The organism is Curtobacterium sp. MCLR17_042, from assembly GCF_003234695.1.
Classification (GTDB): domain Bacteria; phylum Actinomycetota; class Actinomycetes; order Actinomycetales; family Microbacteriaceae; genus Curtobacterium; species Curtobacterium flaccumfaciens.
This window is the reverse complement of record NZ_QKTD01000005.1, coordinates 141,739-168,264: the sequence shown is the minus strand read 5'-3', so window position 1 is coordinate 168,264 and position 26,526 is coordinate 141,739. Positions and strand designations below refer to the sequence as shown.

Sequence of the window (26,526 nt, the reverse complement as noted above, 5' to 3'; positions counted from 1 at the left end):
GTCGCTCGGCGGCGTTTCGCCATGCTCGACCAGAAGGGCACGACCGTCATCGTGGCGATCACGGTGGCGATCTGGTTGCTCGACCAGGTCAGCGGGCGGTTCTTCACGAGCTTGCTCGCCTACAACTCGTTCCTGCTGCCGACGCAGCCCTGGCGTGTGGTGACCTCGCTGTTCGTGCACTCGGGCATCTTCCACATCCTGTTCAACATGTGGGCGCTCTGGATCTTCGGTCGCATGCTCGAGAACATGCTCGGCACCTGGCGGTTCGTGGCGCTGTACTTCATCACGGGGATCTTCGGGTCCATGCTCGTCACCTTCCTGGCGCCGGGGACGACCGTGCTGGGTGCTTCGGGTGCGATCTTCGGGCTGTTCGCCGCGTTCTTCGTGCTGCAGCGCAGCCTGGGGAACAACGCCGTGCAGCTCCTCGTGCTCATGGGACTGAACCTGGTCATCGGGTTCCTGCCCGGCGTCAACATCTCGTGGCAGGCGCACGTCGGCGGGATCATCGGCGGCTTCCTGATGGGCTTCGTCTTCGCACAGACGCGCAACATCCGGAAGCGTCGGCTGCAGATCGCGCTGATCATCGGCGCGGCGGTGCTCGGCATCGCGCTCACCGCTGTCGGGTACGCGGTCACGATCGGCTGACGCGGCCACAACGCTCCCCGAACGCCCCGTCGCACTGCGGCGGGGCGTTCGTCGTTCCCAGGGCTGTCCGCGTCCTGCTCATCCACAGCTGTCCACAGCGGCACTGGGAGTTATCCACAGGTGTGGAGAAGTTGGTGAGTTACACCAGTGTGATTATCCCCACTGTGGAATCGGTTGTGGATAACTCCGGGGTCGGGGTGTGGATGACGGTGTGGAGAGTGGGGAAAAGTGTGGAGAACGGCGGGATCCTCGAGGATGTGCGTTCCCGGAACGCCCGAGCTTGTGGAGAACGACGACGCCCGCCGCACCTTGCGGTGCGACGGGCGTCGGGAGGACAGCGGGCTGGGGGTCAGCGCCAGCGGGTGGTCATGAGGAAGCCGACGAACATGATGCCGAAGCCGACGACGATGTTCCACGAGCCGAGGCTCGGAACCGGCAGCGTGGCGTTCGAGATGTAGAAGACGATCACCCACACCAGACCGATGAGCATGAAGCCGAACATGACCGGCTTGAACCACACCGGGTTGGGGGCGTCCCCCGCGGTGTCGACCGAGTCAGCTCGGGTCGTCCGGGCGGGCTTGGTGCGGTCCTTGTCCTTGGCCATGGCCGGTATCCTACCGTGACCACGTGTGTGGATCGGCCCGCGGACCGCCGCACACATCTCCCACGAGTACGGTGAACCGCCATGACCAGGATCCTCGTCGTCGACAACTACGACAGCTTCGTCTACACGCTCAACGGGTACGTGCAGCAGCTCGGCGCCGAGACCGACGTCGTGCGCAACGATGCCTTCCCCGAGTCCGAGATCGCCGACCGCATCGCCGAGTACGACGGCGTGCTGCTGTCGCCCGGCCCGGGAACACCGGCGGCTGCCGGCGTCTCGATCCCCACGGTGCACGCGGCCATCGCCGCCGAGACCCCGCTGCTCGGTGTCTGCCTCGGACACCAGGCCATCGCGGAGGCACTCGGCGCCACGGTCACGCACGCCGAGGAGCTCATGCACGGCAAGACCTCCGAGGTCGACCACGACGACAGCGCGCTCTTCGCCGGCGTCCCGCACCCCTTCACGGCCACGCGCTACCACTCGCTCGCGATCGTCGACGGCACCGTCCCCGACGAGCTCACCGTGACCGCGCGGACCGAGGGCGGGGTCATCATGGGCGTCCAGCACCGCGCGCACCCCGTGTTCGGCGTGCAGTTCCACCCCGAGTCGGTCCTGACCGAGGGCGGGTACCGCATGGTCGGCAACTGGCTCGAGACCACCGGGCTGTCGGGAGCCGCCGAACGCGCCGCCGACCTCGGGCCGCTCATCGCGACGCACCGCGCCTGACGAACGCCCGCGGCGGCAGACGCCGTCGTGTCATCGAGACGCCGCCGGATCCGGCGGCGTCTCGTGCATTCGGGGGCGTCGTGCCGACACGACGGCGTCTTCCGGCACTGGACCGCACCGTCTGCGTGACGTGCCGTCGGTTGCGGGCGTGCGCCCTGCCTCCAGGCCGTCAGGAGCGAAGGCGACGAGCGGACGTGCCTGTGGGCACGGAGGACGGACGGGAGGCCCGTCACCCGTCCGTCAGGTCGGTCGCGTCAGGAGACGGTCGGCTCAGCGGCCGTCGTCGCCCTGGTCGTCACCGCGATCGTTGTTCGCGCTGTTGCCGCCGCTGTCGTTGTTGTCGTTGTCGTTGTTCGACGACGGTGCCTTCGGCGGCGCCGCAGCTCGCGCGCAGTAGGTGAGCGTGACGGCGCTGCCCTGGGCGACGTCTCCGGCAGGGGTGTCCTGCTGGGTGACGAGTCCGCCGGTGCACGAGTAGGACGGCGCCGGGTTCACGGTGAGCCCGAGCTGCTCGACGGTGGCCTTCGCCGCCGAGTACTGCTGCTGCGTGACGTCGGGCAGCTGCACCTTGCCGTTGGAGATCGTGAGGTTGATCACGATGCCCTTGGTGTGCAGGGAACCCGACTCGGGGTCGGAGCTCAGCACGGTGCCCTCGGGGACGTCGGCCGAGTAGTCGCTCGAGATCGCGCCGAGACGGAACCCGGCGTCGTCGAGGGACTGTTGCGCAGCCGCTTGCGACTGCCCGTTGAGCTCGGGCACGGGGACGCGTTCCGGGCCGAGGGAGACCACGACGTTGACGTTCTGGTTGCGCCCGACGTTCACCCCGGAGCCCGGGTCCGTCCGGATGACGGTGCCCTTGTCGACGCTGTCGGAGTTCTCCTCGACCTTGACGGGCTTGAGGTCCTTCTTGTCGAGGGCACTGGCCGCGGCGCTGTAGGTCGACCCTGCCACGTTGGGCACGCTGACCGAGGACGACACCGGCGGCTTGCCCGGCTGCAGGTTCGCGACGAAGAACACCACGGCGACGATGACCGCGACGGTGAGCAGGATGCCGACCCAGATCCACGCCACCGGGGGACGGTTCTGCGTGCGCTGCGGTCGGTGCTCGGCGGTGTCGTCGTCGAGTTCACGGAACGCCGATGCGGCGTTGGTCGTCGTGCGGGGGTCGACGCCGAAGAGCACGGTCGAGGCGTCGTTCGCCGCGTTCTGCTGCTGCTTCTTCGTCGACGCGGGCACCCGGCCGGCTGCGGCCTGCTGCAGGTCCGAGCGGAACTCGGCCGCGTTCTGGAACCGGCGCGTGCGGTCCTTGACCAGGGCGTGGAGGGTCACGGCGTCGAGGGCCGGGGACACGTCGGGCGAGATCGTCGACGGTGCGACCGGCTGCTCGCTGACGTGCTGGTAGGCGACCGCCACCGGGGTGTCCCCGAGGAACGGTGCACGACCGGTGAGGAGCTCGAAGAGCACGACGCCGGTGGAGTAGAGGTCGGTGCGGGCGTCGACGGTCTCGCCGCGGGCCTGCTCCGGTGAGAAGTACGAGGCGGTGCCGAGGATCGACGTGGTCTGCGCGACCGTCGCCGAGGTGTCGGTGATGGCCCGGGCGATGCCGAAGTCCATGACCTTGACCTGGCCGGTGTGGGTGACCATGACGTTGGCGGGCTTGATGTCACGGTGGACCACGCCGGCACGGTGCGAGTACTCGAGCGCGGTGAGGATGCCCTCGGTGATGCGTACGGCTTCGTCCGGGGCGACGGCGCCCTCCGCGATGATGTCGGAGAGCGGACGGCCCTCGACGTACTCCATGACGATGAAGGGGACCTGCACCTCGGCGCCTGACGGCTCGGACACCGTCTCTTCGCCGGCGTCGTACACGCGGACGACGGTGGGGTGCGCCATGCGTGCAGCGGCCTGGGCTTCCTGCCGGAACCGCGTGCGGAAGGCCGGGTCGTTGGCGAGGCTCGGCTTGAGGAGCTTCACCGCGACCTTGCGGCCGAGGCGGGTGTCGTTGCCGAGGTGCACGGTCGCCATGCCGCCCCGACCGATGACGTCACCGATCTCGTAGCGATTGGCGAGGAGCGTGATCCCCGCGGTCACACCTTCTGGCACGTACTCCTCCGTCTGTTCGTCCGGGCTAGTGTACGGCAGCACCACCTGGTGAGACGCTGGTCAGGGAGGGGTCGACCGAACCGTTACCGAACGGTGTCGACAGTCCCCGTCCGGGGGTCGTTCACAGGTCGTCTTGCGGGGTCTCGGTGGGGTTGATCCCGTCGTCCGGGTTGGTCGTCTCCTGGTCCGTGGGCTCGGTCCACTCGACCTGCGCGCCCGGCGAGGACGCGGAGACCACCGAGGAATCGGACTGCGGCGACTTGCAGGTCACCTTGTACGACAGGGTCACCTTGCCGTACTGGGCGCCGGCGACGGTCACCGCGGTACCGGAGGTGGAGCCGGAGCTGCTGCCGTTCGAGGGGACGGTGCCGTTGTCGATCGTGTACGTGTAGCTGACGTCCGAGTACCCGGCGGGGCAGCTCGTGTACGCGGGCCAGCTGAAGGTCACACGACCGGACTCGCTGACGGTCCCGCCGGTGGCACGCTCGGGCGCCGCTGCGGTCAGCACGTCGCCGAACGCCTTGACGGTGACGAGGGTGCCGGGAGCCAGGCTGCCCTCGGGGCTGAGCGACTCGACGGTGCCGACCTGGTCGGACGACGTGGCGTTCGACCCGGCGACGACCTCGGCCTGCAGGCCCCGCGCGCGGAGCTGGTTCGCGACCTGCTCGGCGTTCTGCCCCTGGTAGTCCGCCGCCGAGACCGTGACGCGGGTCTCGGTCGGCTCGGGGGACGGGGTCTGCGTGGGCGTGCGGGTCGGCTTCGGCGCGCTCGAGGACTTCGTGGGCTCGGGTTCCGGGGCGTTGTTCGCGTTCAGGGCGTACGCGGCGCCGGCGGCGAGGGCGAGCACCACGATGATGCCGACGACCCACCAGATCCAGGCGCGCTTCTTCTTCGGTTCCTCGGGCTCGTCGGAGACGGGCGAGCGGGGGGTGCCCGGTCCGCCGGCCATCGCTCCGGCCTGGGTGCCGAGGAGTGCGGTCGCGGCGTCGTTCCCCTGGCCCTGGGGCGGGTTGAACGCGACGGTGCCGTTCTGCGCGATCGCGGGGACGGCCACGGTGGCTGCGGCGACGTCACCACGGCGGAGCGCCTGTGCGGCGCGGGCGAGGTTCGCGGCCGTCGCGGGACGGTCGGCCGGCTTCTTCGCGATGCACGAGATGACCAGGGCCGAGACGGGCTCGGGGATGTCCCCGGGCAGCGGCGGCGGCTGCTCGTTGATGTGCGCCATCGCGATCGCGACCTGCGACTCACCGGTGAACGGACGACGACCCGCCAGGGCCTCGTACGCGACGATGCCGAGCGAGTAGATGTCGGTCGACGGCGAGGCGGGGTGGCCGCTCGCCTGCTCGGGCGACAGGTACTGCACCGTGCCCATCACCTGACCGGTCGCGGTGAGCGGGACCTGGTCGGCGATTCGGGCGATGCCGAAGTCGGTGATCTTGACGCGGCCGTCGGGCGTGATGAGCAGGTTGCCGGGCTTGATGTCGCGGTGCACCAGGCCGACCGCGTGTGCGGCCTGCAGGGCGTTCGCGGTCTGCGCGACGATGTCGAGCACCTTGTCGACCGGGAGCGTGTGCTCGCGCTCGATCATGGTCGACAGGGCTTCGCCGGGGACGAGCTCCATCACGAGGTAGGCACTGCCGTCCTCCTCGCCGTAGTCGAAGACGTTGGCGATGCCCTCGTGGTTGACGAGGGCGGCGTGCCGGGCCTCGGCGCGGAAGCGCTCGAGGAAGCCGGGGTCACCGAGGTACTCGTCCTTGAGGATCTTGAGTGCGACGGTTCGGCCGATGACGAGGTCGGTCGCCTGCCACACCTCGCCCATGCCGCCGATGGCGACCCGGGAGGAGAGCTGGTACCGCCCACCGAAGGTGAGTCCGCTGGTGGGTCTCATTTGTTCAGCACCGCCTCCATGACTTTCTTCGCGACCGGGGCCGCGACCGTGTTGCCGACTCCGGACTGCCCGAGCCCGCCGCCGTTCCCGACGACGACCGCGACGGCCACCTCCGGGTCCTTGGCGGGGGCGAACCCCGTGAACCAGAGCGTGTAGGGATCGCCGGTGCCACCTTCGGCCGTGCCGGTCTTGCCGGCGACGTCGACACCGTCGATCTTGGCATTGGTACCGGTCCCCGCGCTCACGACGCTCTGCATGGCCTCGGTGAGGTCAGCGGACTCGGAGGACGACAGCGGATCACTGTACTGCTTCGGGGAGAAGGACTCGACCGTCTTCAGGTCGCTCGTGGTGATCGAGTCGACGAGTGAGGGCTGCATGACCTTGCCGCCGTTCGCGATGCCGGCCGACACCATCGCCATCTGCAGCGGGGAGACCCGGACGCTCGCCTGGCCGAAGGCGCTCAGCATGAGCTGGGCCGTCGAGTCGACGTCGGGGTACTGGCTGGCGGTCGCCGCCATCGGGATCTCGATCGCGTCGCCGAAGCCGTACTTGTCGGCCATGCTCTTGATCGCGTCGTACCCGAGCTTCTGGCCGAGTTCGGCGAACGGGATGTTGCACGAGTACTGGATGGCCGTGCGCAGCTTGACCTTGTCGCCGCCGCCGCAGGTGCCACCCTCGGCGTTGTTGATGTACGAGCTCGTACCGGGCAGCTGCAGTCGCGACGGGTTCGGGAACGTGGAGTCGAGGTTGTACTTGCCACCCTCGAGTGCCGCCGAGGCCACCACGAGCTTGAACACCGATCCGGGGGTGTACAGGTCGCCGCCGATGGCACGGTTCTGCAGCGGGGCGGTGTCGGCCCCGAGCAGCGCGTCGTACTGCCGCTTGACCTCGGCCGTGTCGTGCGAGGTGAGCGAGTTCGGGTCGTAGCTCGGCTTCGACACCATCGCGAGGATCTTGCCGGTCTTCGGCTGGATCGCGACGACGGCGCCGCTGTTGGTGCCGAGCGCGTCGTACGCGGCCTGCTGCACGTCCGGGTCGATGGTCAGGTTGACGTTGTCGCCCTGGACGTCCTGGCCGGTGAGGATCGAGTTGAGGTTCTGGAAGAACGAGGCGTCCGAGTTGCCCGAGAGCACGGTGTTCTCCGCGCTCTCGATGCCGGTGTTGCCCTGCCCGATCGTGAAGTACCCGGTGACCGCGGAGTACAGGTCGCCGTTCGTGTACTTCCGCTGGTACTGGTACTGGTCGTCCACCGGGGTCGACTCGGCGATCGGGCTGCCGTCGACGAGGATCGCGCCGCGCTTGGTGGAGTAACTGTCCAAGATGGTTCGGGAGTTCCGGGAGTCGGCGCGCAACGAGTCGGCCGCGAAGAACTGGATCGACGTCGTCGACACGAAGAGTGCGACGAACATGAGCACGATGACGGTCGAGACACCGCGGAGCTGTCGGTTCATCGACGACGCTCCTTCCTGGTCGCGCGCGCAGACCGCCCGCTCGCGGCGGGGATCGCGCCCTGCTGGACGCGTTGTTCGGCTGGGATGGAATCGGTGAGTCGCAGCAGCATCGCGGCGATGATCCAGTTGGCGATGAGCGAGGAACCACCGGCGGCCATGAACGGCGTGGTCAGACCGGTCACCGGGATGATCCGGGTGATGCCGCCGACGACGACGAACACCTGCAGGGCGATGATGAAGCCGAAGCCGACCCCGAGCAGCTTGCCGAAGTCGTCCTGCGCCATGAACCCGACGCGGATGCCACGCGAGGCGAACACGATGAAGAGGGCGAGGATCGCGAAGACGCCGATCAGGCCGAGCTCTTCACCGAGCGACGCGACGATGTAGTCGGCGTTGGCGACCGGCGTGATGTACGGCCGGCCCTGCCCGAGCCCCGTGCCGGTGATCCCGCCGTTCGCGAAGCCGAACAGGCCCTGCACCAGCTGGTAGCTCGCCTGGGTGTCGCGGCTGAAGACCTCTTGGTTGAACGGGTCGAGCCACTGTTCGAAGCGACCGCGGACGTACTCCAGGACGCTCTGCGCGACGAGGGCGCCACCGATGAACAGCGTGAGACCGATCGCGACCCAGCTGATGCGTGCCGTGGCGACGTAGATCATCACCAGGAACAGGCCGAAGTAGAGCAGGGCGGTGCCGAGGTCGCGCTGGAACACCAGGACGGCCATCGCGGCGCCCCACATGACCAGGATCGGGCCGAGGTCACGGGCACGCGGGAACGTCATGCCGAGGAACTTCTTGCCGACGATCGACAGCGAGTCACGGGCGGTGACGAGGTACCCGGCGAAGAACAGCGCCATGGTGATCTTCGCGAGCTCACCGGGCTGGAACGAGAACGGGCCGATCTTGATCCAGACACGCGCGCCACCGATGTTCGTGCCGATCCCCGGCAGCATCGGCAGGAGCAGCAGGACGATCGTCAGCGCCATGAAGATGTACCGGTACCGCTGCAGGAACCGGTGGTTCCGGACGGCGACGAGCGTGATGATCGCCAGGACCATCGCGAGCATCGTCCAGACGATCTGCTTCACGCCGATGGCGTCCCAGCCGGACAGGCCGTTGTGGACGTCGATGCGGTAGATCTCGGCGATGCCGATGCCGTTCAGGACGAGCGCGATCGGCAGGATGAACGGGTCGGCGTTCTTCGCCACGACCCGCAGCACCACGTGCATGACCAGCGCGAGGCCGAGGATGCCGCCGCCGACCCAGAGCACCGACTGGTCGAACAGCCGGCCCTTGGTGCCGAGCTGCACGAGCACCATCGCACCCGCGCAGATGCCGCACGCGATGACGAGCAGGAAGAGCTCGAGGTTCCGCGCGCGGGCAGGCTCCCGGAGCTTGATCGTGATCGCCTGGGTGAAGGACTGGGCGGCCGTGGCGTTGCTCATCGCGCGCTCCGCGTGGGGCTCGGCGACGGCGAGCGGGTCGGCGAGGGCGACGGGGACGAGCTGGCGTCGCCGTCCCCACCGGTGCCGGCCTGGTCCTCACCGGTCGCGGCGGCCTTGCGCAGGCGCTCGACGATGTCACGGGCGTCGGAGAGTGACTGCGCGTTGATCGTCGAGCGGACGTTCTCGCGGGTGTAGTCCGGCAGCGACGAGACCGTGATGTCGCTGTCCTCGTACACGTCCGACAGCGCCAACGGCCCGATCGACTGCTGCACGCCCTTGTAGATCGCGACGGTGCCCCGGTCGGTGCCGACGTAGTAGTGGTCCTGCGTGATCCGCCAGCCGACGAACACCGCGCCGACGAGCACCGCGACCGCGACCACGAGCGCGACGGTCCAGGACACCCGACGACGGATGCGACGTCGGCGGTCCTCGGCGATGAGCTCGGCGAAGAACTGGTCGGACTCGGGTTCGAAGTGCGAGTCCTCGGGGGCGGTGGTGACCTTGAGCGGGTGCAGCAGGATCGTGGGGAGGCGGATCGGCTTGCGGCCGGTCGACGCCTCGAAGGTGAGCGGTGCCGCGGCGGAGCCGACCGTGGTGGCCGCGTCGTCGTCGTCCTCGGGTTCGGTGTCCGTGACGTCCATCACCACGACGGTGACGTTGTCGGGGGCGCCGTGGTCGAGCGTCTCCTTCACCAGGCGCTGCGTGACCTGGTTGGCGTCCATGTTCGAGGCCAGGGCGTGGCGGATGCGTTCTTCGGCCAGGTACGAGGACAGGCCGTCGGAGCAGAGCAGCCAGCGGTCGCCCGGCTGGATGTCCATGATCGCCGTGTCGACCTCGGGTGCGGCGTCGACGTCGCCGAGCACGCGCATCAGCACGGAGCGACGCGGGTGGACCGCGGCTTCCTCCGGCGTGATCCGGCCGCTGTCGACCAGCCGCTGGACGAAGGTGTGGTCCGACGTGATCTGCTGCAGCTCGCCGTCGCGGTGACGGTAGATGCGGGAGTCGCCGATGTGCGCGATCGCGATCTGCTCGCCGACGCGGATCATCGCGGACACCGTGGTGCCCATGCCGGTGAGCTCCTGGTGCTCGAACACGGTCTCGGTGATCAGCTGGTTCGCCGCGATGAGCGCCGACTGCAGCGCGAACTCGGCGTCGTGCGCCGACGGGAACTCGCGGTCGACCTCGCGGATGCGTCGGATCGCTATCGCCGAGGCGACGTCACCGCCGGCGTGGCCGCCCATGCCGTCCGCCACCGCGAACAGGTGCGCCCCGGCGTAGCCGGAGTCCTGGTTGTTCGCGCGGATGCGCCCCACGTGGGACACAGCGGCGCTCAGCGTGCGAGCGGTCATGCCGGGTTACCGCCGCAGCTCGAACGTCGTCGTCCCGATCGTGATGGGCGTGCCCTCTGCCACGAGGACGGGAGCGCTCACCTTCTGACCGTTGACGAAGGTGCCGTTCGTGGACTCGAGGTCGGTGAGGAGCCAGCCGTCGGCGCGGAGGTCGAGGCGGGCGTGGTTGGTCGAGGTGTAGTCGTCACGGATCACGACGTTCGACTCGCTCGAACGCCCGATCGTGATGGGGCCGCCACCCAGCGGCATCTCCATGCCCTCGCGCGCACCCTCGGTGATGACGAGTCGGGCCGCGGCCGGCGAGGCGGGCCGTTGCCCACTGCTCGGTTGACCGATCACGTCTGTGAAGGCACCGCTCGAGGCGGGCCCGGGGGCCGCCGCAGCGGGGACGGTGGGGGTGCTGGGCCCGGACGGCGCCGACTTGGGATCGGTCGGGATCGTGCGGACGCGCTGGCCGAAGAGATCGCTGCGCAGGGCGAACACGATCACGAAGACGAACAGCCAGAGCACCGCGAGGAACGCGAAGCGCAGGACGAGCAGGGTCAGGCCTGTGGTCATCGAGCACCTCCGTCGTTCTCCGGGATCACCCGGAACACCATACGGGTACGACCGATCTCGATGGTGGAGTCCGGCTCAACGATCGCCTGCTGGAAGTGCTGACCGTTCAGTTTCGAGCCGTTCGTGGAGCCGAGATCGGTGGCCTGGGCGTGCTTGCCGTCCCACAGCACCTCGACGTGCTTCCGGCTCGTCCCGGTGTCCGCGATGGTGATGTCCGCGTCGCTGCCGCGCCCGATCACCGTGCGCCCGCGGTGCAGTCGGTGTCGCTGCGAGCCGATGTCGAGCACCGGGATCCAGGCCACGTCGCGCTGCACGGTGGTGGAGTCGACCTGCAGGATGCCCGTCGAGAGCGTGCCGTCCTGCTGGAGCCGGATGGTGACCGGGCCGGAGAACGAGTAGTTCTGCGCGACGGCGTGTTGGTGCACCATCTGGGTCAGTTCGTCGATGAGCGGGCGACCGACGTCGTTCATGCGCGTGCAGTCCGGCGGTGCCAGGCGCACGGTGAACTCGTTCGGCACGAGGATGCGCTCGCGGGAGACCACCGCGGCCTTCGTGTCGAGCTCGCGCCGCAGGGCGCTCGAGATCTCGACGGGCTGCACCCCGGAGCGGAAGGTCTTCGCGAACGCGCCGTTGACGGCGCGTTCCAACCCTCGCTCGAAGTTGTCCAGCAGGCCCATGCGTCTCCCGTGTCGTCGGTCGTCAACCACTGCATGGTAGTGGTTGGCGTTGACACCCGTCTGTGCGTGGTAGTGTTTCGGGGCTGGCGCGAGTGGCGGAATTGGTAGACGCGCACGGTTCAGGTCCGTGTGCTGGAAACGGCGTGGGGGTTCAAGTCCCCCCTCGCGCACCAGGCGAAAACAGGAAAGGCCCCGGAGGAATCCGGGGCCTTTCCTGTTTCTCGGCGCGGGCCGGGGACGGCGTCGACGCGTCCGGCCTCAGCCCCGGTCGGCGTCCGTCGTGTGGTCGGCATCCGGCCTGGAGGCACGGCTCGGCCCCGACACGCCGGTTCCGTCGAACCCGTGGTCGGCTCTCCGGGCCTGCTGCGGGGCGAAGAACGGGCGCGCGCTGGGCAGGAACAGCAGGACCGCGGCGACGACCGACAGCGCGATCGTCAGGACCGCGAGTTCGCCGCCGGTGACGCTCAGGAGCGCGCGGAAGGCCGCGACGACGACGAGCACGATGCGCGCGACGCGGGAGCCCGCGGCCATCCGGAACACCGCCCACGTCACCAGGGCCCAGAGCACCAGGGCGACGATCCCGGCGAGGACCGGCGCTTGGCCGACCGCCGCGTCCGTCGCGAAGAACTGGAGCACCGTGGCCGCGACGCAGGCTGCCACCCACACCAACCACAGCACGAAGGACACGGTGACCACCTGCGGTCGGTCCGGTCGTCGGAGGATGAACGTCCTGGTCATGCTGCACCGTCCTCTGCCGCTCCCTGGTGCGGCACGTCGAGCGTACCGAGCGGACGGGGTCCTGCCGAGGTGCCCCGCTACGGTGACCGGGTGACCGACGAACGCTCCACCGTCCAGCGTCCCGGAGTGGACGTCCCCGACGACCGCGGTCGGACGGGCCTCGACGCCGTGGGCCGTGCCCTGGACCGCAACCCGGACGTCGTCGTGCGGGACGTCGAGGTGGTGTCGAACGGGTGGCACGTGCTCCGCCGCACGACCCTCGACGTCCGGCGCCGTGACGGTCGGTGGGACCGGCAGCAGCGCGAGACCTACGACCGCGGGAACGGTGCGACGGTCCTGCCGTTCGACGCCGAGCGCGGCACCGTCCTGCTCACGCGGCAGTTCCGGTGGCCGGCGTACGTGAACGGACACCCGGACGGGATGTTGATCGAGGCCGCGGCGGGACTGCTCGACGAGGACGACCCCGAGACCGCGGTCCGGCGTGAAGCCGCCGAGGAGCTCGGCATCCGGCTCGGCGCGCTCGAGCACCTGGGCGACGTGTTCATGAGCCCCGGTTCGGTCACCGAGCGGGTCCACTTCTACCTCGGCGCGTACACGCCGACCGACCGGGTCGAGGCCGGGGGCGGCATCGAGGACGAGGGCGAGGACATCGAGGTGCTCGAGGTGCAGCTCGACGAGGCGCTCGCGATGGTGGCGGACGGTCGGATCGCCGACGGCAAGACGATCATGCTGCTGCAGTGGGTGGCAATGCGGTCAGTGGCACTGCGGCGGGTGTCACCCCGACAGGGCTGACCCGTCCAGGCCCACCGCTCGTGCGATCGTCGTGCGGACCAGGGCCTCGCGGGTCGGGCGGTCGAGGTAGTCGACCAGGGCGTACCCGTTGGTGGCGTCGACGAGCGCGAAGAGCAGGCGTCCGACGCCGTCCGGGTCGTCGGTGTGCAGCACACCCGCGCGCACCCCGTCGACGACGACCGTGGTGGCGAGGCGCTGCCAGTCGTCCATGACGTCCCGTGCCGCGGTCGCCAGTGCCGCGTTCGTGCGGCCGATGCTCCACGCGTCGGCCCACAGGGTGGCGACGTCGTCGCGGGCGGGATCGGCGATGCAACCGAGCAGGGTGCGGAGGCCGGAGACGGGGTCGGGCGCAGCGGCGACGATCGCGCGGACCTCGGCGACCTCGGCGTCCGCGACGGTGCGGAACGTCTCGCCGACCAGGTCCTCCATGCTCGGGCGGTAGTGGGCGACGAGCGAGGGCGCGACCCCGATCACGGCGGCGACCCCGCGGAGCGTCACCGCCGCGAGGCCCTCGGCACGCGCCAGTTCGACGGCGGCCGCCGTGATCTGGGATCCGCGTTCGGCCGGGCTCAGGCGCCGGCGGGCCGGTGTCGACGGCATCGTCCCACCGTATCCGCGCATCACGCGCCCTCGACCACGAAGGCTGCCCAGAGGTCGGCCCGGGTCGAGAAGACGGAGAGGTCACGGTCGAGGAGCCGACCGGCGTGCTCGATCCGGGCGCGGGCGGTGTGCCGGTGGATGCCGAGGACCCGTGCGGTGCGGTCGTACTCGCAGTTCTCCTGCAGCCAGGTCCGGACGGTGCCCGTGAGCTCGGTGCCGGCGGTGCGGTCGTGGTCGAGCAGTGGCGCGAGGAAGGCGCGGGCGACGGCACCGGCGTCCACGTCGACGTGGGCGAGGTGGGCGAGCACCCCCTCTCGGGCGAGGTCGCCGAACTCGGTGGTGCCCGGGCGTCCTTCACGACGTCGGTCGAGTGCCTGCACGGCCTCGGTGCGGGCGCGCCCGAAGGACCGGTACGCGGCGCCGTCGGACAGGCCGGCGCGCAGGTCGAAGCGGTCGACGAGTTCGGCGACGATCCCGGTGTCGTCCGCGTTCACGCAGAGGAACACGGCGTCGTCGACCGCGAAGAACAGGTGCCCCGGACGGTCCTGCACCCACAGTTCGAGCAGGTCCACCACGGTGTCGAGGTCGTGGTCGGGGACGTCGACAGCGGCGATCCGGACGGGTTCGGCGGGCAGCGGCCCCCACACCTCGCGGGACGTCGCCTGCACCACCTCGGGTTCGCCGACGGACAGCATCGTGAGGAGTCCTGTCCGCAGGAGTCCCCGGGCACGGGCGAGCTCGCGGTTCTGCTGCAGGGCGAGGCCGGCCAGGGCGATCACGGCCGTGACGACCTCGCGTCCGGCCCGGTCGAGTGCTCCGCCGTTCGCGATCGCGAGCACGCCGCTCAGGTGCCCGCCGCTGCCGAGCGTCTGCAGGGTGTACCCGACGCCCCGGTCCGTGGCGACCGGCAGGCTCGCCCGCTGCCCGGAGCGCAGCAGCCGCAGTGCCTCGGTGCGCAGGAGGTCGAGGTCGGCAGCGGGCAGCCCGGCGGCGGGGTGTCCGCGGTCGAGCCGCCCGGAGACGTCGAACAGGCCGACCCACCCGTCGAGCTGCCGGGACAGCTCGGCGATGGTCGCGCCGAGTCCGTCCGGTCGCATCGCGGCGAGCGAGATGGCGCGCTGCGCGGCGAGGGCCCAGGCACCGCGCGCGTTGGCGTCCCGCGCGACCGCTTCGGCGTTGGCCTGCGCGACCGCGATGAAGGACGTCTCGTAGGGCACCTCGAACAGCGGCAGTCCGTGCCGGGTGCAGGCGGTGACCAGGACGTCGGGGGTGCCGGCGCGGACGACCTCGGTGCCGAACCCGAGCGCCACGACACCGCGGTCCACGAGCCGGCGGACGTAGGCCTCGGCGACGTCGTCGCGGACGTCGGCCTCGGCACCGAACTGCGTGCCGGTCGTGAGCAGCCCCTGGCCTTCGGCGAGGAACGGGGTCGGGTCCTCGAGGTCCGAGCTGTGCAGCCAGGACAGCGGGGCATCGAGGGCGTGCTCGTCCGCGTCGGTGAGCGGGCGCAGGTGGAGTTCACGCCGGTGCAGCAGGGAGCGCAGCGTTGCGGGCATGCGGTCACCCTATCCACCGGGTCGATCCGCCCGGGGGTCGATGTACGCCGTGGACAGTACGAGTGTGCGGTGGTGGCTCCTACCATCGCGGCATGTCCTCCACCGCAGCGTCCGCGACCCGAGCGACCACCGGCGGCCCGTCGCTGCCCCAGGAACGACGGCTCGTCACCGCCGTCCCGGGTCCGCGATCGCAGGAGCTGCTCGCCCGGAAGGCCGGCGCCGTCGCAGCCGGGGTCGGCGTCGCCGTGCCCATCGCGGTCGTCGCGGCCGGTGGCGGCGTGGTGGTCGACGCCGACGGCAACTCGTTCGTCGACCTCGGGTCCGGGATCGCCGTGACGTCGGTCGGCAACGCCCACCCCGGCGTGGTCGCCGCCGTCACCGAGCAGGTCGCCGCCTTCACGCACACGTGCTTCACCATCGCCGCCTACGACGGGTACGTCGCCGTGGCCGAGGCGCTCAACCGGCTGACCCCCGGCGACCACGAGAAGCGGACGGCGCTGTTCAACTCCGGGGCCGAGGCCGTCGAGAACGCCGTCAAGATCGCCCGGAAGCACACCGGTCGGCAGGCCGTCGTCGTGTTCGACCACGCCTACCACGGCCGCACGAACCTGACGATGGCGCTGACCGCGAAGAACCAGCCCTACAAGAACGGCTTCGGGCCGTTCGCACCCGAGGTCTACCGCGTCCCGATGTCGTACCCGTTCCACGACGGGCTGTCGGGGCCCGAGGCGGCGAAGCGTGCGATCAGCCAGATCGAGAAGCAGGTCGGCGCCGAGAACACCGCCGCGGTCCTGATCGAACCGATCCAGGGCGAGGGCGGCTTCGTCGTCCCGGCACCGGGGTTCCTCACCGCACTGTCCGAGTGGGCCACCGCCAACGGCGTCGTGTTCATCGCCGACGAGGTGCAGACCGGGTTCGCCCGCACCGGGGCGATGTTCGCCAGCGAGCACGAGGGGATCGTGCCCGACGTGGTCACGACCGCGAAGGGCATGGCCGGCGGACTCCCGTTGTCCGGCGTGACCGGGCGTGCAGCGATCATGGACTCCGCCCACGTCGGCGGCCTCGGCGGCACCTACGGCGGCAACCCGATCGCCTGCGCCGCAGCCCTCGCGGCCATCGACGCCTTCGAGCACGACGGACTCGTCGAGCGCGCCGGGGCGATCGGTGCGGTCCTGCTCGACGCCCTGCGCAGCGCTCAGGCCGACGACCCCCGCATCGGCGACGTCCGCGGCCGCGGTGCGATGGTCGCGATGGAGCTCGTCGACCCCGCCACCGGTGATCCAGACCCCGGGCTCACCGGACGGGTGGTGCGGTACGCGTTCGAGCACGGGGTCATCGCCCTCACGGCCGGCACGTACGGCAACGTCGTCCGCTTCCTGCCCCCGCTGTCGATCGACGACGACCTGCTCCGCGACGGCCTGACCGTCGTCCTCGACGGGCTGGCCGCGTCGTGAGCGCGACCATCCCCGCGACTGCCTGGCCCAGCGTCCCCGACGCCACCGGACCAGCAGCCGAACAGGCGGTGCTCGACCGCGTCCCCACGGGCCTCCTGGTCGACGGTGTCTGGCAGCCGGCGGCCGACGACGCGACCTTCGCCGTCGTCGACCCTGCGACCGGCGAAACACTCCTGCACATCGCCGACGCCTCGCCCGAGGACGGCCGGAAGGCGCTCGACGCCGCCGTCGCCGCACGGCACGGCTGGGCGACCACGCCCCCGCGGCAGCGCGCGGAGGTGCTGCGCCGCGCCTTCGACCTGCTGCAGGAGCGACGCGAGGAGTTCGCGCTCCTGATGACGCTGGAGATGGGCAAGCCCCTGGCCGAGGCCCGCGGCGAGGTCGCGTACGGCGGCGAGTTCCTCCGTTGGTTCTCGGAGGAAGCGGTCCGCATCGGCGGTTCGTACGGCACCAACCCCGAGGGGACCGGCCGCGCCACCGTCGCGCACAAGCCCGTCGGGCCCGCGTTCCTGATCACGCCGTGGAACTTCCCGTTGGCGATGGCGACCCGCAAGATCGCTCCGGCGCTCGCCGCCGGCTGCACCGTCGTCGTGAAGCCGGCCGAGCTCACGCCGCTGACAACCTTGCTGTTCGCCGACCTGCTCGTCGAGGCCGGTGTGCCCGCCGGGGTCGTCAACGTCGTCCCGACCACCCGGGCCGCCGACGTCTCCGCGCCCGTCATCGCCGACCGCCGCCTGCGCAAGCTGTCCTTCACCGGTTCCACGCCGGTCGGACGCACACTGCTCGGCCAGGCGGCGCAGAACGTGCTCCGGACGAGCATGGAGCTCGGGGGCAACGCCCCGTTCCTGGTGTTCGCCGACGCCGACCTCGACCTGGCGGTGGAGGGCGCGCTCGCCGCGAAGTTCCGGAACACCGGCCAGGCCTGCACCGCCGCGAACCGGTTCCTGGTGCACGAGGACGTCGCCGACGAGTTCACCCGCCGGGTCACCGAGCGGGTCGCCGCGATGCGGGTCGGCCGGGGGACCGAGGACGGCGTCGCGATCGGGCCGCTCATCGACGCCCGCGCCGTGGACAAGGCGCACCGCCTGGTCACCGACGCGGTCGAGCGCGGGGCGACGGTCCGGACCGGCGGGCACCCGGTCGACGGGCCCGGCACCTTCTACGCGCCGACCGTCCTGACCGACGTGCAGCCCGGCAGCGCGATCCTCGACGACGAGATCTTCGGGCCGGTGCTCGCGATCCGCACGTTCCGCTCCGAGGACGAGGCCGTGGCCGCCGCGAACGACACCGAGTACGGTCTGGTCGGCTACGCGTTCACCGAGGACCCGGCACGGGGGCAGCGCCTGATGGAGCGGCTCGAGACCGGCATGCTGGGGCTGAACACCGGGGTCGTGTCGAACGCCTCGGCACCGTTCGGCGGCGTGAAGCAGTCCGGCCTCGGTCGCGAGGGCGGCGGCGAGGGCATCGCCGAGTACCTCGAGACCATGTACACGCTCACCCCGGACCCGTTCCGGCACACCGACAGCACCACGACCGCACAAGGAGCAGCTCGATGATCGAGAAGGACGTCGTCGTCATCGGAGCCGGTGTCGCCGGTCTCACCGCCGCGAACCGCCTGCGGGCCGCCGGCCTGCGGGTCGCCGTGCTCGAGGCCCGCGACCGCGTGGGGGGCCGCACCTGGACGAACGACATCGACGGGGTGACCCTGGAGATCGGCGGGCAGTGGGTCTCGCCCGACCAGACCGCACTGCTCGAGACCCTCGACGAGCTCGGCCTGCAGACGTACGACCGGTACCGCGAGGGCTCCAGCGTCTACATCGACGCCGACGGCACCCGGACCGAGTACACCGGCGACATCTTCCCCCTGCCCGAGGCCACGGCAAACGAGATCGAACGGCTCGTCACCGTCGTCGACGAGTACGTCGCGAAGGTCGACCCGGCGCGCCCCTGGGAGACCCCGGACGCGGCCGCCCTCGACGAGGTCTCGTTCCGCGCCTGGCTGCACGACCTGAGCCCCGACCGGGTCGCGACCGACAACGTCGAGCTGTTCATCGCCGGCGCCATGCTCACGAAGCCCGCGCACGCGTTCTCGGCGCTGCAGGCCCTGCTGATGGCGGCGTCCGCCGGCAGCTTCACCAACCTGGTCGACGCCGACTTCATCCTGGACAAGCGGGTCGTCGGCGGCATGCAGCAGGTGTCCGAGCGGCTCGCCGAGCGCCTCGGCGACGACGTGCACCTGAACGCACCGGTCCGGACGCTGCGCTGGGGCGACGACGGGGTCGTCGCGCTCGCCGACGGCGGGATCGAGGTGCACGCCCGACAGGCCCTCGTCGCGGTGCCGCCGCCCCTGTACTCGCGGATCTCGTACGAGCCGCCGCTGCCCCGACGCCAGCACCAGCTGCACCAGCACCTGTCGATGGGCTTCGTGATCAAGGTGCACGCCGTCTACGACCGTCCCTTCTGGCGTGCGGCGGGCCTGTCCGGCACCGCGTTCAGCCCGTACGAGGTCGTGCACGAGGCGTACGACAACACCTCGCACGGTTCCGAGCAGGGCACCCTGGTCGGGTTCGTCTCCGACCAGCACGCCGACGACCTGTTCGCGCTGTCGACCGAGGAACGGCGGGCCCGTGTGCTCGCCTCGCTGGCGCACTACTACGGTGACGAGGCCCTGTCGCCGGTCGTCTACTACGAGAGCGACTGGGGCACCGAGGAGTGGACGCGCGGCGCCTACGCGGCGAGCTTCGACCTGGGCGGGCTCGTCCGCTACGGCGCCGACCAGCGTGCCGCGGTCGGTCCGATCCGCTTCGCCTCGAGCGACCTGGCCGGGCAGGGCTACCAGCACGTCGACGGTGCCGTGCGCATCGGTCGCGAGGTCGCCGAGGAGATCCTGGCGGTCGTTCCGCAGGCCGCTGCGACACGGTAACCGCCTCGGTGGGTCACGGCTGGGTGACCTGTCCAGGTACTGACGTACCCAGGCGCTCGCGCGTACCGTCCGGGCCATGAGTGACGCAGCGAACGGGTCCAGCGACCCCACGAAGGACCAGGAGCAGTACACCGAGGACCTGCCGGACGGGTCGCCCACGGGCGACGCGACGGAGGACCCGCAGCAGGACAGCGACACGGACTCGGGCGGCGAGCCCGCCGACCCGCAGCAGTAGCGGCGACCGACGGACGGACGGGAGGCGCGGTGCCAGCTGGCACCGCGCCTCCCGTCCGTCGTGGGGCCGGCTGCAGCACACCGGCGTCTTGATCGGACGCAGTCAGGTCAGCGAGACGCCGCCGGATTCGGCGGCGTTCTCCGCGTTGCGCGGTGTCGAAACGTGACGACGGAGTCTTGCGATCGCGATGCGCTCCGCTGATGACCAGACGGACGGGAGGCCCGTGGCGGATTCGCCACGGGCCTCCCGTTCGCGGTCCCGTCAGCCCAGGGCGACGAGCTGCGCCGCCGCCGCGGGTCCCGCCGAGGCGATTGTGCTCCTCGCGACCGCCGCAGCGTCGTTTGTGCGCGGCGCGGTCCTGCCGGTGGACGGCGGGCGGATTGCGGTCTGAGACCGGACCACGCGCGACCGGACCAGGTGACGGACGGAAGGCGCGGTGCCGGCTGGCACTGCGACCTCCGTCATCTAGGACGAAGCGAACTCGAGGCATCTCGACGACTCCATGGACGTGTCGCCACTCGAGGGTGCCGACGTTGCCCTGCACCAATCGAACCGAAGAGGACGGTCGTACCACCGCCAAGGAGGAGGGATCCTGTCGTGAGCCAGAATGTCTCCACCCTGCTGATCCTGCGTGCCTCTGACTGGTCGGTGTATGAGACCACAGGCGAGTACCCAGCGGGCGGGCCCTCTAATGGGCCTTCGCGAGAGATGGCAGAAATTACACCTGCATTGAGGATCGCCTCGCCGGTTTCGTCCACTATCTCAATCTTCCGGTCCAAGGCAGCGATCGGATAGCGATTGATAGCGATGCCCCCGATGCGCGAAATCGCTAAGGCATTCGAGGGCAATGTGTGTATTACGGGCTGTCGAATGAGGTGTTGCGATCCCGATGATATCGAGTTCGCAATCCCAGGGGTGATCTCAAGTCGAATCAGAGGTTGCTTCACGCCAACGTCTGCGGGACGGCTGATATGAAATGGTTCGTCGACGCGAATAGCCAAGTACTCGGTGTTCGCTGGGCCGTCTGCGGCGAAGACTTTGAGGCGTGATGATTTCGCTGTAAGGACCCGTAGTGACTTTTTCCGTGGCCCGCCGTAGTACAGCGTCGCTGGTGACGGCGCGGAGGCAAAGTCGATTCGGGCTGTGAGCCGTTTGATGTGCGCTTCGGCAAGATTGAAGTACAACCACTTCGGCTCCAGGCACTCCGCCGCGGTATTGCAATCGAAAAGCAGCGAGTCAGCTGGGCTCTGGATCTCGATTGCATAGGTATTGCGTGGACGGGGGCCCAGGTGCGCCTCGGTTACGATAGTGGCGTTCAATCGCTGTCGAGTAGATGATGTGACCTCAATTGAGGAGGCCCGCACTCCAGCGACTTTGGTCCCGTTGTTCGTCGATGTGACGGCGTGTGGTGGCCCGGGGTCAGTGAGCACATATGAGAATCCAGCGAGCGCCCCAAGCACTACGAGTATCGCGCCAAGTCGCCAGTGCACGGGTGGATTTGAGGTGGAGGTTCTTCGTAGGCCACTCTCGGCTCGTGGGCTTCCGTGGTCGACCGATCGGTGTCTCGATGTTGGTTTGGCTACGAGGAAAATCATTGCAATCAGGAGGGCCAGGCTGCGCACCCGTACACCGTAGCATGTCAAATATCAAGAGCATCGCTATTGTTCTGTTCCGCTGAACGCCTGGCGTTGTTTCGGGGGGAGAGACGTAAGACGGTGACTATCGGATCAGGGCCTGCCGTCGAGCCAAAGTAGTCGACCGCTACGCCCCCAACAGCGTCGGTGAGCCGATGCGGATCAGCTTCTTGTTCACGAACTCGTCGGCCCCCAGGGGGCCGAGCTCGCGGCCGAAGCCGCTGCCCTTGACGCCACCGAACGGCAGCTCCGGACTGTCCGCGCCGACGATGTTCACGTAGACCATGCCGGCCTCGATCCGGTCGGCGACCCGGAGTGCCTGGTCGGCGTCGGTGGTGAACAGGTACGAGCCGAGGCCGTACGGGGTGTCGTTCGCCAGGGCGATCGCCGCGTCCTCGTCGGCGACGCGGTACACGGTGGCGACGGGGCCGAAGAACTCCTCGCGGTAGGCGTCGTTGTCCGGCGTGACGTCGGTCAGGATCGTCGGCAGGAAGGCGTTGCCCTGGCGGTCGCCGCCCGTGACGACGGTCGCACCCTGGGCGACCGCGGCAGCGAGCTGTTCCTGCAGCCGGTCGGCTGCGGCCGGGGACGACAACGGGCCGAGTTCGGCACCGGGCACGCTCGGGTCCGTCGGTTCGACCGCCGACATCGCCGCGGTGAACTTCGCCAAGAACTCGTCGTACAGGCCGTCGACCACCAGGAACCGCTTCGGGGCGTTGCAGACCTGGCCGTTGCCCTCGAGCCGGGTGGTGACGGCGGACTCGACGACGGCGTCCAGGTCGTCGGTGGACAGCACGATGAAAGGGTCGGAGCCGCCGAGTTCGAGCACCACCTTCGTCAGGTTCCGGCCGGCGATCTCGGCGACCGCGGCACCGGCGCGCGCCGAACCGGTGAGCGAGACACCCTGCACGCGCGGGTCGGCGATGACGTCGGCGACCTGGTCGTTCGTCGCGAACACGTTCGTGTAGGCCCCGGCCGGGAAGCCGGCGTCGTGGAAGATCCCCTCGATGGCCAGGGCGGACTCCGGGCACTGCGGTGCGTGCTTCAGCAGGACGGTGTTGCCGATGACCAGGTTCGGGCCGGCGAACCGGGCGATCTGGTACGCGGGGAAGTTCCACGGCATGATGCCGAGCACGACGCCGATGGAGGCCTTGCGGATGAACGCGGACCCCTCGGACCCGTCCGCCAGGGTGATCGGCTGGTCCGCCAGGAACGCCTCGGCGTGGTCCGCGTAGTAGTCGTAGATGTCGGCGCAGAAGTCGACCTCGCCCTCGGCCTGGTCGATCGGCTTCGCCATCTCGCGCACGATCGTGGCGGCGAGCTCGGCGTGCCGCTCCCGGTACAGGTCCGCGACCCGGTGGAGCAGGGCCGCACGGTCGGCGACCGTCGTCGTCCGTGACCACTCGGTGTGGGTGCGGTCGGCGACTGCGACGGCGTCGTGCAGCTCGGCGTCCGTGATGGTCGGGTAGGTCTCGAGGGTCGTGCCCGTGGTGGGGTCGGTGACGGCGTACATGGCGTCCTCTCGTGGTGGCCGGTCAGGCCTGGTCGGTCAGCTGCTTGTTCACACCGGTGACGGGCTGGTTCTCGTCGAAGCCCTTCGGTGCGACCCGGAAGCCCTTGGTGATGACGAGCAGGTAGACGAACCCGATCGCCGCCCACACTCCTCCTGCGATCAGGGCGTCGGCATGGAGCTGCGACCAGAGCACCCCGGTCAGGAGCATCGCGACTCCGGGCAGCACGATGTAGCGCCAGCGGTCGCCCGCCGTGTGCCGACGCCCGTTCCGGATCGCGAAGTGCACGATCACGGTGGCGTTGACGAAGGTGAACGCGATGAGGGCGCCGAAGTTGATGTAGGCCGCGATCGTGTCGAGCGAGAAGCTCATCGCCAGCAGGGTGACCGCGCCGACGAAGACGACGTTGAACACCGGGGTGTGCGTGCGGGGGTGCACGTAGCCGAAGACCCGCTTCGGCAGCACGTTGTTCCGGCCCATCACCATGAGCATGCGGGCGACGCTGGCGTGCGACGCGAGACCCGAGGCGAGCGCGGCGACGAACCCGGCCGACACCAGGACCGCCTGGAACACCGGGCCGCCGACGAGCAGGCCGATCTGGGGGAGCGGGTCGTCGGTGAACTCGCCGAACGGTGCGTTGGTGGGGAAGCGGAGCTGGGCGAAGTAGGCGGAGACCAGGAAGATCGCGCCGCCGAGCAGGACGGTCAGCATGATCGCCTTCGGCATGATGCGGATCGACTTCGCCTCTTCCGTGTACATCGTCACGGCGTCGAAGCCGATGAACGAGAAGCACACCACCGTCGCCCCGGTGAGCAGGGCCGACATCGTCACACCGTCGTGCACGAAGGGTTCGGCGCTGACGATCGTGCCCGCACCGGCACCGTGGGTGAGCTCGATGACGGTGAAGACCACGAACGCGATCATCGCCAGGACCGCGCCGATGAGCAGCACCATGTTCAGGTTCGACGTGCCGCGCATCGACAGGCAGATCACCGTCGTCACGAAGACCGAGTAGACGACGACGGTCACCCACGGCGGCAGCCCCGGGAACACCTGCTCCAGGTAGAGCCGGATGATCAGGGCGTTCACCATCGGCAGCAGCAGGTAGTCGAGCAGTGACGCCCAGCCCACCATGAAGCCGAGGTTCGGGTGCATCGACTCCCGGACGTACGTGTACGCGGAACCGGCGGCGGGGTAGACGCGCACCATCTTCCCGTAGCTGATGGCGGTGAGCGCCATGATGACGAGTGCGATCAGGTACGCGCTCGGCACCGCGCCGTCGGTCTGCCCGGAGACGATCCCGAAGGTGTCGAACACGACCGTCGGGGTCATGTAGCCGAGGCCGAGTCCGACGATCGCCCAGAGCCCGAGGCTCCGCTTCAGCGACCCGCCGCGCACCGGTGCTGCCGGCGCGGTGACCGCGATCGGTGATGCCATGTGACTTCCCTGCTCTTCGGGGCCGGGCAGCGTCGCCCGGATCAGTTCGGAGCACCATACCGACGGGTCGGCAGTGGGCGGACCGGCCGCGGTGTACAGGTGATCGGGACCCGCTGTACACCGCGGCGGTGGTTCAGGCCACCGGTTGCTGCTGCGTGATGCAGTGCAGCCCACCACCCCGCGCGAACACCTGTCGCGCGTCGATCGAGCGGACCCGTCGGCCCGGGTACGCCTCGGCGAGGATGCCCCTGGCACGGTCGTCAGCGACCGGGTCCCCGAACGCGCAGGCGATCACGGCGTCGTTCACCACGACGTGGTTCACGTAGTTCCAGTCCACCGGTCCACCGTCGTCCGACAGCGTCGAGGGGGCCGGCAACTCGATGATCGTCGCGTCGGTCGCCTGCTCGAGCGCTCGCCGGATCTGGGGCATGACCAGGTGGTCCGGGTGGCCCGCATCCGGCTGGGCGTGCAGCAGGACCGTGCCCGGATCCGCGAAGGTCGCCACCATGTCGACGTGCCCCCGGGTGCCGAAGCCGTCGTAGTCGCGCGTCAGACCGCGGGGCAGCCAGATCACCCGTGTGGCGCCGATCGTGCGCGCCAGCTCCAGCTCGACGCGTTCCCGGTCGGCGTACGGGTTCCGGCACGGGTCGAGCTGCACCGTCTCCGTCACGAGCACGGTGCCGGCGCCGTCGACGTGGATCGCCCCGCCCTCGTTCACAAGCAGCGACGGGATCCGGCTGGCTCCCGCAGCACCGGCGACCGTGGCGGCGACCGCGGCGTCACGCGTCCAGGTCGACCACGGGTTCGCGCCCCAGCCGTTGAAGACCCAGTCGACGGCACCGAGCGCACCGGTCACGTCGTCGACGACGAACGTCGGGCCGATGTCGCGCATCCAGAAGTCGTCGAGCGGCGCCTCGAGCACGTCCACGCCGGACGACAGCAGGCGACCGGCATCCGCGCGTGCGACCGGGTCCACGACGACGGTCACCGGCTGGTGCTCGCTGATCGTGTTCGCCGTGGTCGCCCAGGCCAGGCGCGCGGCCTCGGCGCTCGCCGCGTCGTCGCCGAGCGTCAGGCCGGGGCGCGGGAACGCCATCCAGGTGCGTTCCTGCGGAGCCGTCTCGGGAGGCATCACCCAGGTCATGCGCGCGCCTCGCGTCCGGTGGTGGTCGGTTCCACGGCCAGGGCTGCGTCGATCGCGTCGCGTGCGCCGTACGCGTGGCGTTCCTCGTCGACGGGTTCGACGAGTCCGGCGTACAGGTCGGGGCGCCGGGTCACGTAGAAGGGGAACAGCCGGAGCCACTCCGTCCGGGCGTCGAGGTCGAGGTCGGCGACGAGCACCACGCTCGCGTCACGGGGAGCCTCGACGAGCACGCGGCCGAACGGGTCCGAGATGAACGAGGAGCCGTAGAACGTGATGTCGCCCTCGTCGCCCCACCGGTTCGGCACGACCATGAACTGCCCGGCCGTGATGCCGTTCGCCACGATCACCCGCTGCCAGATCGGTGCGGTGTCGAAGTCGGGGAAGGTCGGTTCGGAGCCGATCGCCGTCGGGTACACGAGCACCTCGGACCCGGCGAGGCCGTAGGACCGGGCCACCTCGGGGAACCACTCGTCCCAGCACGTCGGCAGCCCGAGGCGCGCGCCGAGTCCGGCCGGCTCGTACACGGGGAAGGCATCGTCGTCGGTCCCCGGGCGGAAGTACGTGTCCTCGTGGTAGCCGGCGCTGATCGGGATGTGGGTCTTCCGTGTCCGGCCGACCAGGGTGCCGTCGGGAGCGACGAGGACGGCGGTGTTGTAGCCGCGGGGGTCGTCGGGCTGGTCGTCGTCGTCCGGCCGCTCGTACAGCGACGCGTGCACGAACACCCCGTGCTCGATCGCCTGGGCACGCGCGAAGGTGACGGTCGGACCGTCCTGCAGCGACTCGGCGAGGTCCTTCGGGGTCCCGCTCGCCGGGGTGTCACCCGGGTAGCGGCGCAGCGTGAGTTCGGGCAGGAACACCGCGGTGGCTCCGTTCGCTGCGGCGGTTGCGATGCCGTCGGCGAGCTGGGCCAGGTGCTCGTCCGGGTCGGGGAGCCACCGCATCTGCACGAGGGCGACGCGGAGCGATCTGCGGGGTGCCCCGGTTTCGGCGTGCAGCGGCGACGGGATCGAGGGTGCGGTGACGACGTCCATGCGCCATTGTTGATCGCATGGTCAACTA

At 69.9% G+C, this 26,526-nt stretch carries 22 protein-coding genes and 1 tRNA gene; 8 read left to right on the top strand and 15 right to left on the bottom strand.

Annotated elements, in window-relative coordinates; genetic code table 11:
• Positions 1 to 21 precede the first annotated feature (21 nt).
• Complete coding sequence (locus tag DEJ02_RS07435; protein ID WP_258378685.1) at positions 22 to 645, top strand: rhomboid family intramembrane serine protease; 624 nt, start codon at positions 22 to 24, stop codon at positions 643 to 645.
• 349 nt (positions 646 to 994) lie between these two features.
• On the opposite strand, the gene DEJ02_RS07430 is transcribed toward DEJ02_RS07435, so the two are convergent.
• Positions 995 to 1,249, bottom strand: coding sequence for a cell division protein CrgA (locus tag DEJ02_RS07430; RefSeq protein ID WP_071404137.1), 255 nt, complete (start codon positions 1,247 to 1,249; stop codon positions 995 to 997).
• A gap of 81 nt (positions 1,250 to 1,330) precedes the next feature.
• Between DEJ02_RS07430 and DEJ02_RS07425 the strand changes: the two genes are divergently transcribed.
• On the top strand, positions 1,331 to 1,975 hold the full coding sequence (locus DEJ02_RS07425; RefSeq protein WP_111022494.1) for an aminodeoxychorismate/anthranilate synthase component II: 645 nt from the start codon (positions 1,331 to 1,333) through the stop codon (positions 1,973 to 1,975).
• 270 nt (positions 1,976 to 2,245) lie between these two features.
• Here the strand turns inward: DEJ02_RS07425 and pknB are convergent, their stop codons facing one another.
• The 7 genes from pknB to DEJ02_RS07390 all read right to left on the bottom strand — a co-directional run bounded on the left by pknB (position 2,246) and on the right by DEJ02_RS07390 (position 11,443).
• On the bottom strand, positions 2,246 to 4,078 hold the full coding sequence (gene pknB / locus DEJ02_RS07420; RefSeq protein WP_258378684.1) for a Stk1 family PASTA domain-containing Ser/Thr kinase: 1,833 nt from the start codon (positions 4,076 to 4,078) through the stop codon (positions 2,246 to 2,248).
• 121 nt (positions 4,079 to 4,199) lie between these two features.
• A complete protein-coding gene (locus DEJ02_RS07415; protein WP_111032513.1) occupies positions 4,200 to 5,966 on the bottom strand; it encodes a serine/threonine-protein kinase in 1,767 nt (588 codons plus the stop codon).
• A complete protein-coding gene (locus DEJ02_RS07410) occupies positions 5,963 to 7,417 on the bottom strand; it encodes a penicillin-binding protein 2 (protein WP_110863675.1) in 1,455 nt (484 codons plus the stop codon). The genes DEJ02_RS07415 and DEJ02_RS07410 overlap by 4 nt, the downstream gene beginning before the upstream one ends.
• Positions 7,414 to 8,859: an FtsW/RodA/SpoVE family cell cycle protein gene (locus DEJ02_RS07405; RefSeq protein ID WP_071404142.1), complete on the bottom strand. Its 1,446-nt coding sequence runs from the start codon at positions 8,857 to 8,859 to the stop codon at positions 7,414 to 7,416. Before DEJ02_RS07405 ends, DEJ02_RS07410 begins: the two co-directional genes overlap by 4 nt.
• Positions 8,856 to 10,208: a Stp1/IreP family PP2C-type Ser/Thr phosphatase gene (locus DEJ02_RS07400; protein ID WP_111032512.1), complete on the bottom strand. Its 1,353-nt coding sequence runs from the start codon at positions 10,206 to 10,208 to the stop codon at positions 8,856 to 8,858. Before DEJ02_RS07400 ends, DEJ02_RS07405 begins: the two co-directional genes overlap by 4 nt.
• Before the next feature lie 6 nt (positions 10,209 to 10,214).
• A complete protein-coding gene (locus DEJ02_RS07395) occupies positions 10,215 to 10,766 on the bottom strand; it encodes an FHA domain-containing protein (protein ID WP_071404144.1) in 552 nt (183 codons plus the stop codon).
• Positions 10,763 to 11,443, bottom strand: coding sequence for a DUF3662 and FHA domain-containing protein (locus tag DEJ02_RS07390; protein ID WP_017887797.1), 681 nt, complete (start codon positions 11,441 to 11,443; stop codon positions 10,763 to 10,765). Before DEJ02_RS07390 ends, DEJ02_RS07395 begins: the two co-directional genes overlap by 4 nt.
• Before the next feature lie 86 nt (positions 11,444 to 11,529).
• Between DEJ02_RS07390 and DEJ02_RS07385 the strand changes: the two genes are divergently transcribed.
• Positions 11,530 to 11,616 (top strand) — tRNA-Leu (locus DEJ02_RS07385).
• Between the two features lie 85 nt (positions 11,617 to 11,701).
• Here DEJ02_RS07385 and DEJ02_RS07380 read toward each other — a convergent pair.
• Positions 11,702 to 12,181 carry a hypothetical protein gene (locus tag DEJ02_RS07380; RefSeq protein ID WP_071404146.1) on the bottom strand — a complete coding sequence of 160 codons (480 nt, stop codon included), beginning with the start codon at positions 12,179 to 12,181 and terminating at the stop codon, positions 11,702 to 11,704.
• Positions 12,182 to 12,271: 90 nt separating this feature from the next.
• On the opposite strand from DEJ02_RS07380, the gene DEJ02_RS07375 reads away from it, so the two are divergent.
• Positions 12,272 to 12,973 (top strand): NUDIX domain-containing protein, encoded by a 702-nt coding sequence (locus DEJ02_RS07375; protein WP_111032541.1) that lies wholly within the window; start codon positions 12,272 to 12,274, stop codon positions 12,971 to 12,973.
• Here DEJ02_RS07375 and DEJ02_RS07370 read toward each other — a convergent pair.
• Positions 12,956 to 13,573, bottom strand: a complete 618-nt coding sequence (locus DEJ02_RS07370) for a TetR/AcrR family transcriptional regulator (RefSeq protein WP_181440294.1) — start codon at positions 13,571 to 13,573, stop codon at positions 12,956 to 12,958. The two genes, DEJ02_RS07375 and DEJ02_RS07370, sit on opposite strands and share 18 nt — an antisense overlap.
• A 20-nt stretch (positions 13,574 to 13,593) precedes the next feature.
• A complete protein-coding gene (locus DEJ02_RS07365) occupies positions 13,594 to 15,129 on the bottom strand; it encodes a PucR family transcriptional regulator (protein WP_111032510.1) in 1,536 nt (511 codons plus the stop codon).
• 92 nt (positions 15,130 to 15,221) lie between these two features.
• On the opposite strand from DEJ02_RS07365, the gene gabT reads away from it, so the two are divergent.
• The 4 genes from gabT (at position 15,222) to DEJ02_RS18435 (ending at position 19,741) form a co-directional block, all read left to right on the top strand.
• Positions 15,222 to 16,583: a 4-aminobutyrate--2-oxoglutarate transaminase gene (gene gabT / locus DEJ02_RS07360; protein WP_111032509.1), complete on the top strand. Its 1,362-nt coding sequence runs from the start codon at positions 15,222 to 15,224 to the stop codon at positions 16,581 to 16,583.
• Between the two features lie 68 nt (positions 16,584 to 16,651).
• Positions 16,652 to 18,139 carry an NAD-dependent succinate-semialdehyde dehydrogenase gene (locus tag DEJ02_RS07355; protein ID WP_111032540.1) on the top strand — a complete coding sequence of 496 codons (1,488 nt, stop codon included), beginning with the start codon at positions 16,652 to 16,654 and terminating at the stop codon, positions 18,137 to 18,139.
• Positions 18,136 to 19,506, top strand: coding sequence for an NAD(P)/FAD-dependent oxidoreductase (locus DEJ02_RS07350; RefSeq protein WP_111032508.1), 1,371 nt, complete (start codon positions 18,136 to 18,138; stop codon positions 19,504 to 19,506). Before DEJ02_RS07355 ends, DEJ02_RS07350 begins: the two co-directional genes overlap by 4 nt.
• Before the next feature lie 76 nt (positions 19,507 to 19,582).
• The gene (locus DEJ02_RS18435) at positions 19,583 to 19,741 is read left to right on the top strand and encodes a hypothetical protein (protein WP_155896911.1); all 159 of its coding nucleotides are present in this window, start codon (positions 19,583 to 19,585) and stop codon (positions 19,739 to 19,741) included.
• 1,761 nt (positions 19,742 to 21,502) lie between these two features.
• On the opposite strand, the gene DEJ02_RS07340 is transcribed toward DEJ02_RS18435, so the two are convergent.
• The 4 genes from DEJ02_RS07340 to DEJ02_RS07325 form a co-directional block, all read right to left on the bottom strand.
• On the bottom strand, positions 21,503 to 22,888 hold the full coding sequence (locus DEJ02_RS07340; RefSeq protein ID WP_111032507.1) for an NAD-dependent succinate-semialdehyde dehydrogenase: 1,386 nt from the start codon (positions 22,886 to 22,888) through the stop codon (positions 21,503 to 21,505).
• A 22-nt stretch (positions 22,889 to 22,910) separates the two neighbouring features.
• A complete protein-coding gene (locus DEJ02_RS07335; RefSeq protein ID WP_111022484.1) occupies positions 22,911 to 24,323 on the bottom strand; it encodes an APC family permease in 1,413 nt (470 codons plus the stop codon).
• Between the two features lie 133 nt (positions 24,324 to 24,456).
• Positions 24,457 to 25,467, bottom strand: coding sequence for an agmatine/peptidylarginine deiminase (locus DEJ02_RS07330; RefSeq protein WP_111032506.1), 1,011 nt, complete (start codon positions 25,465 to 25,467; stop codon positions 24,457 to 24,459).
• A complete protein-coding gene (locus DEJ02_RS07325) occupies positions 25,464 to 26,498 on the bottom strand; it encodes a nitrilase-related carbon-nitrogen hydrolase (protein WP_111032505.1) in 1,035 nt (344 codons plus the stop codon). The genes DEJ02_RS07330 and DEJ02_RS07325 overlap by 4 nt, the downstream gene beginning before the upstream one ends.
• Positions 26,499 to 26,526: the final 28 nt, after the last annotated feature.